Genomic DNA, 4,004 nt, shown 5'->3' with positions numbered 1-4,004 from the left:
GGGTCTTCTTCTCCGCCGGAATCGAGGGTGGTCTACCCATGTCTGACTCTCCTTCAGGACCTACATAACGGCCCTGCCACTAAGTCTGACGCGCGACACCGCTACATCGTCGGCGCCCACGTCCACGCCCGAGAGTCCGGGCCTCTGGCCGAGGAGATGATGAAGGAGATCTTCGGGGTTCACGGTGTGCCCACCGTGGTGCACGCCGACCGCGGCACCTCGATGACCTCCAAACCTGTGGCCGCGCTGCTGGCCGACCTCGGCGTCACCCGTTCCCACTCCAGACCCAGCGTGAGCAATGACAACCCGTATTCCGAGGCGTGGTTCAAGACCTTGAAGTACGCCCCGGTCTTCCCGGACCGCTTCGGCTCTCTGGCCGACACCCGGGCGTTCATGGCCGGTTTCGTCGAGACCTACAACCACGGACACCGTCACACCGGGATCGGGCTGCACACCCCCGCCGACGTCCACTACGGCCACGCCGCGACCGTGAGTCAGCAGCGCTCAGCGGCCCTGGCCGCGGCCCGCGCTACTCACCCCGAGCGCTTCTCCACCACCGCTGACCCGAAAATCCTCGCGCTACCCACCCACGCCTGGATCAACCAACCAACCGCCGCCGAACCGGTAGCCGCCTGACACCCACTGGCCTCAAACACCTTGAAAAATTCCGGAGACGACCAGCGGCCACAGGAATCCCGAGGCGGCATACGCCACACAGCGCACTGCCACATCGATCTACCCGTACGGCCCCCGCGGGAACCCCAACTGCGTCATCGTTGCCGCGGGTGACCGGTAGCCGGGCCTTACGTAAAGCAAGGGGGTCCCTGGCTGCGTCACCTACGAGGGGCGCTATGGCAGCCGTGTCGGTCGCCGCCGGACGGAATCCCCGGCTCGTTCGGCCTCGAGCGGGACAGGGCTGTGCAGTACGGCCGGCCCGCGGTGCAGGAACCCGTCCGAGAGCACTTGGCAGCGCAGGCCGCCCCGGCCGCGCATGGCGGCGTGCGCGCCCGGGGCGAGCACCCGGTCCATCCAGGCGCAGGGGTGGGCCGGCCGCCCACCCCGCAGCCGCACGAAAGCACCTTGGGACTCCAACGCGAATTCCCCGCCGAGCAGGGGCGCCAGCTCGGCGCCCCGGAGGACCACGTTGCGCCGGGTCAGGAGCGGGTCGAAGGGAGGTGTGCCCAGATCTGCCGCCATGGCCTCGAGTGCTTCGACGGCGAGCAGGGTGAGGGCGGCGTCCATGTGCGCGGCCTTGCCGAAGAACCGGTCGCCCACCACGCCCTTGCCGGCCACCAGCTCGACCCGGTCGGCATCCGTGGTGGGCACGTCCGCCGCGCCGTCCCGGGCGCGGCCGAAGTAGGCATGGCCCGGGGACACGAGCAGGTGCAGGATCTCCACGTCGTACTGATAGGTCTGCATCATGCCATCATTCCCTTCGTCACCACGGTTGCCGGCACACCGTAGACACCACCGGACGCACCGTTGATAGCGAGAATTTCAGCGTTCAGGTTTCCTCCTCCAAGCCCCGTCAGAGACCCGGGGGATCGGTTGTCTTACGGGCCTCCGGCGCGGCGCCAGCCACGATTGTAGACGGATCCGTCTAGCATGGTGCGCATGATGGCAGTCATCCCCGAAGCCCAGGCCACTGCGCCGAACCGGTCGCCTGCGAGGTCCACGGGAGCTCGTGAGCGGATCATGGCGACCGCCCGCCGGCTGTTCTACACACGCGGCATCAATGCCACCGGCATCGATCTGGTGATCGCTGAGGTCGGCGTGGCCAAGGGCAGCATGTATCACCACTTCGGCAACAAACAGGCTCTGGTAGTGGCTTACCTCCAGCAGGAGGAGGCCACCTGGAAAGCCGCTTCCGAAACCAGGGACGACCCCCGGGCCAGCGCGACTGAGCGCTTGAGAGTCTTCTTCGATGGAATCTCTGTCGATGTTCTGGCCGGCACGTTCCACGGATGCCCGTTCATGAACGCCGCCATCGAACGCCCGGATGATCTCGGGGTGGGCCAGGTGATCGCTCATTACCGGGAAGCACTGGCCTCACATATCGCCCATTTGCTCGGGGAGGACGGGTCCTCGACCGCGGTGGACAAGGTGATGGTGCTGTACGACGGGGCGAAAACGTCCGCCAAGATGACACGGGATCCTGCGCTGGTCGAGCTGGCCGCCGACATGGCCTGCGAAGTTGTTCATGGGCACGGTTCGACTCGCAGGCCGATAGCTCGGAAGGGATGAGCCCTGTTGACACCTGGCGACGACGATTCCGGACCATGATGCGTCCGGAAGCACGTGAGGTGGCGCACGAAGCCGACGAGGTCGTCCCGACGCGCCTGTGCGCGCGAGTTCCGCAGGTGGCCCGGGGAAAGGGTTGCGGCACAGACAACGCGGAAGACGGGGTGTGCGTACCACGCTGCGTCGGTGGGAAACCGCGGGTTGCCGGTGCAGAACCAGGTGCTGCATGAGCATGGAACCGTGGGTTCCTTTTCAAGTCCGAGTGATATCTACAAGAAAAAACGAGGAGACAAGAAAATGATGACGAAGAACACTTCCACCACGGGGATCGAGCAGATGGGGAATTCGGTACTGCGCTATTCCCTGGTGACGAACCTCGTCTGGATCGGTTCCCTGAAATTCCAGGACTACGAGATGGAGAACATCAGGCCCCTGGTCACCTCCAGCCCCTTGTTCTCCGGGGTGCTCAAGAAGCTGGGGGAGAAGAAGACAGCGCAGCTGATCGGGGTGGCCGAGATCGGTATGGGAGCTCTCATCGCCGCCAAGCCCCTCGCCCCGCGCGCTTCGGCCCTGGGCAGCCTCGGGGCGGTAGGGATGTTCGTCACCACGCTCAGTTTCATGGCCACGACCCCGGGAGTGCAGCAGGAGAACCACGGGAAAACCAAGTTGTCCATGGTGGGGCAGTTCCTGCTCAAGGACACCGTGCTTCTGGGGGCATCCATCCTCACGGCTGCCGAGTCGCTGCAGCACGCCCGCCGCCGGTAGCCCGGAAACGACCGTTGCCGTGACCCGGAACGAGCCGGGACGGGAACTGCTGGTGCGGTACCCCGTCCCGGCCCATGTTCTCTGCCCCGGTGACCTGGGGGCCGGTTGGTCAGCGCGCCGGCGGCGGCGAAGCCCTGGAGCCGGCGCGCTGAGGGTTCAGCCGGTGGGCGGCCACTCAGTCGGAGGAAATCAGTTTCATGGAGATCGAGTTGATGCAGAACCGCTGATCGGTGGGGGTCTGGAAACCTTCACCTTCGAAGAGGTGCCCCAGGTGGGAGTCGCATCGGGAACAGCGCACTTCGATGCGCTCCATCCCCAAGGACCGATCACGTAGGTAACGCACCCTGTCCTCGGCCAGGGGAGCCCAGAACGAGGGCCACCCGCAGTGCGAGTCGAACTTATCAGTGCTGGTGAACAGCTCTTGGCCACACGCCCGGCACTGATAGACACCGGTGGTGTGCGCGTCGTAGTACTGGCCCGTGTACGGCCTCTCGGTGCCCGCCTTCCGGAGTACCTGGAACTCCTGCGGCGTCAGTTCCTCACGCCACTGCTCCTCACTCTTGTGCACCTCGGGCCGGTAGTTGTCGTATCCAGTGTTCATGACGGCTTCAACGGTCCCCGGCCCCTGCGTGTCAGGGTGAGTTGAGTCCAGTGGTTCACAGCAAGTCCGCCTGACGCAGGGCGAGATTCAGGATCGATCACCATGAGTAGTTCCACGTTCGCCCCTGTCAAGGGCCATTGAGTTCTGCCCATAGGCGGCCAGTGTTTCTTCCCGCTGGTGGCCATCAGAACTGCCCACTGGTGGCCAGCTGGTTTGCCCGTTTGGGTGGTGGTGCTGGCCACCGTGATGGGATCAGTTCAGTGGCATGACTCCCTTCCCGGCCATTGCCTGGGTCATCCTGTCCCGCGTCAAGTAGTTGGCAGGATTTCCTTGGTTTTGAATGTCGGGGTGGTGGGGTCGGCCAGGCCCAGGTGCACCTCCTTGGGCCGGTTCCATG

Annotated in this window: 4 protein-coding genes and 1 pseudogene; 3 read left to right on the top strand and 2 right to left on the bottom strand. The window is 65.1% G+C overall.

Annotated features, from left to right (window positions below):
- Window positions 1-87 precede the first annotated feature (87 nt).
- Window positions 88-636: pseudogene (locus D1832_RS14950) on the top strand (transposase); the annotation flags it as partial.
- A 213-nt stretch (window positions 637-849) separates the two neighbouring features.
- On the opposite strand, the gene D1832_RS14945 reads toward D1832_RS14950, so the two are convergent.
- Window positions 850-1,422 carry an MOSC domain-containing protein gene (locus tag D1832_RS14945; RefSeq protein ID WP_011117093.1) on the bottom strand — a complete coding sequence of 191 codons (573 nt, stop codon included), beginning with the start codon at window positions 1,420-1,422 and terminating at the stop codon, window positions 850-852.
- Window positions 1,423-1,614: 192 nt separating this feature from the next.
- Here D1832_RS14945 and D1832_RS14940 point away from each other — a divergent pair, with 192 nt between their 5' ends.
- Window positions 1,615-2,244, top strand: a complete 630-nt coding sequence (locus D1832_RS14940; RefSeq protein WP_158443063.1) for a TetR/AcrR family transcriptional regulator — start codon at window positions 1,615-1,617, stop codon at window positions 2,242-2,244.
- A 183-nt stretch (window positions 2,245-2,427) separates the two neighbouring features.
- Window positions 2,428-3,006, top strand: coding sequence for a YkgB family protein (locus tag D1832_RS14935; protein ID WP_147362748.1), 579 nt, complete (start codon window positions 2,428-2,430; stop codon window positions 3,004-3,006).
- Window positions 3,007-3,181: 175 nt separating this feature from the next.
- On the opposite strand, the gene msrB is transcribed toward D1832_RS14935, so the two are convergent.
- Window positions 3,182-3,607, bottom strand: coding sequence for a peptide-methionine (R)-S-oxide reductase MsrB (msrB, locus tag D1832_RS14930; RefSeq protein ID WP_053447646.1), 426 nt, complete (start codon window positions 3,605-3,607; stop codon window positions 3,182-3,184).
- Between the last annotated feature and the right edge of the window lie 397 nt (window positions 3,608-4,004).

Origin of the sequence: Dermacoccus abyssi, assembly GCF_003515945.1 — a bacterium.
GTDB classification, from domain to species: Bacteria; Actinomycetota; Actinomycetes; order Actinomycetales; family Dermatophilaceae; genus Dermacoccus; species Dermacoccus abyssi.
Note: the sequence above shows the minus strand (reverse complement) of the source record. Positions and strands in the feature narration are given on the sequence as shown.